The following is a 4,578-nucleotide window of genomic DNA, read 5'->3' as shown; positions in this document are numbered from 1 at the left end:
AGAACATCCAAGCTGCGGTCACCAACCCAACCAGTCCTAGCAGGCTCATTAACAGGCCGGGCAATGATCGAATCGGGACCTGAAGTTGACCCGTCTGTTTTTGCGGGGTTAAAAATAGGCGAGGTTCACCAACGGTCGTGATGGTTTTATCGCTGGCTGGTGCCCAAGCCACCGGAACCGATACATAGTTGGGTTGTTCCTGCCCCAGTGGCACTGGAGCGGTTTGTGCGTTTAGAAGCTTGAGGCAACTCTTGGCGGCGAATAGAACCAGAACCGCTAACATCAGGTAATAGAATAAGGCCACCAACCGCTTAACAGTTGGGAATACCCAATGTGGTGATTTATTTTCCATGTGTATCGAGATTACATTGATGATACAAAGGAAGAGACATTTATTGATATTCAATAAATATTTTCTGATTATTGATTAATATTTATCGATTTGACACAAGGTCGTATTTGTCAGAATAAGATCAACACGACTTTCGCTAAGGTATTTAATACGGTAAATTATTTCTTTAGCGAATGTTCTGCTGGCTAACAACCACTAACAGTAGTTAACAAAATAGGCTTCGTCTCAAGTAGGGCGATTTGTGAGATAGAGCAAAGACCAACCGCCTATTTTCAGGATGAATCCCTTGTACTTCCTGGCAAAGCCGAAAAGGGATGTTTAATTTCTTTACCTTACTATTGGAAAACAGCCCTCATTCACTTTATACCGGCCCTATGAAAGCAGGCTTACTACTAATACTGTTAGGAAACGCCTTTGTGGGTTCCCTTAATGGACAAAATACGGCTGACGAAACGAAAATCAAGCAGGTTATTCAGGGGTTTTTTCAAGCATTCTCTGATGAGGATCTACCCAGGTTGAGAAGTTACTGCCAAGCCGACTTTACTTTACTAGAGAATGGGGAAATTTGGTCATTAGATACGTTGGAAGCCAGACTAAAACCTAATTTTGGCAAGGGTATGCGTCGTATCAATACGATCAATTTTAGCAGAATCCAAGTAAAGCGGGCAACTGCATGGGTGGCTTATAGCAATCAAGCGGATATAGCGATGAAGGGAAGAACGGTAACCATTCACTGGCTAGAAAGTGCGGTCTTGGAAAAAAGCAATGGGGGGTGGAAGCTACGTATGCTTCATTCAACTAAACTACCCCCTAAAAAGCTAGAGGGGCAGCCTTGATTGACTGACCAATCCCAGGCATTGGCGGATTCGGCACTAAGTCAGGAGTCGGTTAGGTTTGCCGTTTCACCCTATAAGCAGGATAGTACGCAATACGAACGCTCCCTTAGAAAAGCAGACACATCAGAACTTCTTCGTCTCAAGCAGGAGCATTTTACGAGACGTTTGTTTTTATCCGTCGCCTACGGAACACCAGAAGCTAAAAATCAGATCATCCAGTCAACCACACAAAGTGCGTGTGAGCCAGTATTTGGGGGGAGGTCACGAGCGAACCATGTTTGGATTGTCAGCTGCCCGTTCCTGGGGCCGATTAGGAGGGCGCCCAAAAATACTTAACGCGGATAAACAACAAATGGCGGTGCAGCTTTACGAAGCTAAAAGATATCAGTTAAAAAAATAAGTGAGATGCTTTAAATTAGCAAACCCACACCTTACGCATATAGTAGGGCAAGCGTAAAATAGTAGTATATGATCAACATTTAGTTGATGTGGTAGCCTAATATCTTATAATTACGCCTGCCAATTTTCAATGCAATCACCTATTCTCTTTACTCTGGCAGACCATATCTTATAATTTATGTAAGCCTGAATGGCGATGAGCAAGACCAAGCCAGAAAGCATCCAGTCTTTCTCCGTATCAAGCTCTACGGAAGAAACAAAGAAAACTAATAGACAAATCAATGAGACCGTCCGTGTCAGCAAAGAAACTATAGCATATCCTTTAAGCTTTTTGTGATATTTAGTCATAGACTGCAAAATAGCTTCTCCTGATACAATGTTTTTTGCAGCCAGGTAGCCCGTCAAGCTATGGATGATGACCATGAGAAAAGATCCGACAAGTAATAAATTGGCGTATAACGGTTTTTTGTCCCCATCAAACATCGTATAGTAAACAGCCAGAAATAGGATGTATGACACCATTTCTATGGCAAGCCGCAGTCTGATAGCCTTTAACTGGTTATTACCTTTTTTTATCATTGGCTGCTCTTTCATACCGGTATTTTCTGGCATAAGATTTTTCCAATCGTTTTTCAGCTCATCGATATTCATTTTGATGGATTTAATGTTTTTTTTAACTTAGATCTAATTCTTCCCATCTTTACAGCAATATGATTTTCGCTCAACCCCGTAATTTCTGCCATCTCGCGATAGTCGAAGTCTTCGAAATACAATGCGAGTAAAGCCCTGTCTGCTTCATTCAGCTTTTTTAGTATCATAAACAGTTGCTCCTCTTTTTCCCGATTTTCACAATCAATGTTGCTGTCTTCCTTGTCCGGTAATCGCTCGGTAAATGATAATATTATACTCTTCTTTCGATAGCAGGCCATTGCGGTGTTAAGGGCAATTCTGTATATCCCAGTACTTTGCTTGGACTTTCCCTCGAATTTTGAGAAAGACTGCCACAACTGTAAAACGATCTCTTGAAAAAGATCCTCGCGATCCTCAGGGCTATCCCGGTAAAGTCGTGACACCTTATGAATGGTGGCCTTATGCATGGTGATCATCTCCAAAAACTGTTTTTCCATGCTACCTGTTTTTAACAAAACGGATTGATTGTCCCCTTAGGTTGGCTTTGAGACCTTTAATAGTGTTATCTGAATCTTTTTCAAATTCAATCTGCACTGGTACCTTTTTGCCAAAAAACACAGAGCTATCCGAGGGATACAATTCGAAAAATGGGTTTTGTCCCATTTTCGCATAGAGCTGCTCTCCTTTAAAAAAAATCGCTAATAGATGGCCATTATCTGCAGTATATGTTCCTTGGAATTTGTCAAGCTGCGATGCCTCCATTACTATATGGGTACGTACAACGGGCATATCAAACCTGTCTCCGAAAACGATGCTTTCAATATTGGACTGCATTTCCCCGACAGGCAAAGTGGAAACATTACTTAGGATAACTACAGAAATCTTTGCATTTGGATAGTATCCCGAAAAAGCAGAACATCCATAAGTCCCCCCACCGGTAAAATTGAAATTCCTTTCTGGGTTTGAAGTTCTCCTAAGAAACCAGCCATAACCATAGGATTCGCTGCGTCCGTTAATCGGTTGTGAGTTTTGAATGGTAAACAGTTGGTCAGTGACCATTTTGTTGAAATGACTACTACCATTTAAGGCATTGTTCCACTTTGATAGATCACTCGCAGTTGAATACATGTTGCCCGACCCTTTCATTAAAGCATAGTCCCGATGTGGTGCCGCGATCAGTCGATCTGCTAATTGATGATATGGGGAAACCATTCCATTAATAATGTCTGTTGAATTGCCTACTCCTGTGTGATCCATACGTAATGGAACTGTAATTTTCTCCCTCAGAATAGCATCATAATTTTTATGGTAAACTATTTCCAGAATACTTGCCAGAATAAAGTATCCAGGACTCGAATATTGCGTCTTTGTCCCGGGAACAGATAATAGTTTCAGTTTGAATATCTCGTCTGTGGCCTGCCGGTCTGAGAGTGGAAGAAACGAAATTTTCTCCCAGTAATCTGCTATCCCTTCATTGTGTGGAAGGCCGGAGGTGTGGGTAAGTAATTGCCTGATAGTTATGTTACTCCAATCTGATTGGCCAAGTTGGGGGTAATATTTACTGAGTTGATCGCCAAGCGCTAACTTGTGCTCTTCGGCAGCCAACACTACCAGCATCGCAGTAAATTGTTTAGTAATTGATGCTATTCGAAAAACAGGATCTAAAGAAAACTGTACGTCGAGCTCCAATGACGCTTTTCCTACGGACCGTCGATAGATTATACTATCATTCCCGGCAATCATGACTGTACCGTTAAAGCCAATTGATTGCTGCTGTACGCCCAAATAACGGTCAATCAAGTCAGTCTGTTCTTTTTGAATCTGGGCTATGGATCTTGTCAGAAAGCCCGGTACACAAATAAAAACGAGTATAAAAATTTGTAGTCTGTTCATCCTTTTCCTGTTAATACGCACCATTAGTAGCGATTTATTGAAAAAGATGACAAGTCATTAAGAAATATTTAATTACTGAATGCCAATATTTGTGGGGTGGGCCAACCATTTACCATAGCCTGAATGGGCCTATTTGGTAGTGACCAACTTTATCCGTATCAATTCATCCAGTACCGGTTACCGGTTGGTTTGGGGCCTGTTGTCGAACACATGCCCGAGGTACGGCCTGATATTGGGTAGTTCTGCGAAAAGGGAGATAATTCGTCGTTTGCTTAAAGCAGCGCAAACAGCTATCACGCGAAAAGAGGGTAATAAGAGACAGGTGAAAATTATAGAAAATAACCCAAGAGAACGACCTAACATAATCGTCACTCGTTCAAAATTAGTCGAACGATAATAAGTGATAAGAGGGCTAAGTCAAGAGATAAGAAATTGATTATGGATTTTCTTAAATGGATGCATCATTAA

General features: G+C 41.5%; 5 protein-coding genes. 1 reads left to right on the top strand and 4 read right to left on the bottom strand.

The window, feature by feature from the left end:
- A partial coding sequence (locus ACFS25_RS27650) for a hypothetical protein (protein ID WP_381507800.1) occupies positions 1–352 on the bottom strand: 352 nt, incomplete at its 3' end.
- 374 nt (positions 353–726) lie between these two features.
- Here ACFS25_RS27650 and ACFS25_RS27645 point away from each other — a divergent pair.
- Complete coding sequence (locus ACFS25_RS27645; RefSeq protein WP_381507799.1) at positions 727–1,188, top strand: nuclear transport factor 2 family protein; 462 nt, start codon at positions 727–729, stop codon at positions 1,186–1,188.
- A gap of 510 nt (positions 1,189–1,698) precedes the next feature.
- Here the strand turns inward: ACFS25_RS27645 and ACFS25_RS27640 are convergent.
- From ACFS25_RS27640 to ACFS25_RS27630, 3 genes are read right to left on the bottom strand one after another with little or no spacing between them, the layout of a single operon-like run.
- A complete protein-coding gene (locus ACFS25_RS27640; RefSeq protein ID WP_381507797.1) occupies positions 1,699–2,238 on the bottom strand; it encodes a hypothetical protein in 540 nt (179 codons plus the stop codon).
- On the bottom strand, positions 2,235–2,714 hold the full coding sequence (locus tag ACFS25_RS27635) for an RNA polymerase sigma factor (protein WP_381507795.1): 480 nt from the start codon (positions 2,712–2,714) through the stop codon (positions 2,235–2,237). The genes ACFS25_RS27640 and ACFS25_RS27635 overlap by 4 nt, the downstream gene beginning before the upstream one ends.
- A gap of 1 nt (position 2,715) precedes the next feature.
- Entirely contained in the window at positions 2,716–4,110 is a 1,395-nt protein-coding gene (locus tag ACFS25_RS27630) for a serine hydrolase domain-containing protein (RefSeq protein WP_381507793.1), read from the bottom strand.
- Between the last annotated feature and the right edge of the window lie 468 nt (positions 4,111–4,578).

The sequence above is a fragment of the Spirosoma flavum genome (genome assembly GCF_042686045.1).
Lineage (GTDB): Bacteria > Bacteroidota > Bacteroidia > Cytophagales > Spirosomataceae > Spirosoma > Spirosoma flavum.
The sequence above is the reverse complement of the archived record's forward strand: the minus strand, read 5'-3'. Positions and strand labels throughout refer to the sequence as shown.

Bases quoted from the DNA above. Each gene is read 5' to 3' on its own strand.
- ACFS25_RS27645 (WP_381507799.1), top strand. From the start codon at position 727: ATGAAAGCAGGCTTACTACTAATACTGTTAGGAAACGCCTTTGTGGGT.
- ACFS25_RS27640 (WP_381507797.1), bottom strand. From the start codon at position 2,238: ATGAATATCGATGAGCTGAAAAACGATTGGAAAAATCTTATGCCAGAA.
- ACFS25_RS27635 (WP_381507795.1), bottom strand. From the start codon at position 2,714: ATGGAAAAACAGTTTTTGGAGATGATCACCATGCATAAGGCCACCATT.
- ACFS25_RS27630 (WP_381507793.1), bottom strand. From the start codon at position 4,110: ATGAACAGACTACAAATTTTTATACTCGTTTTTATTTGTGTACCGGGC.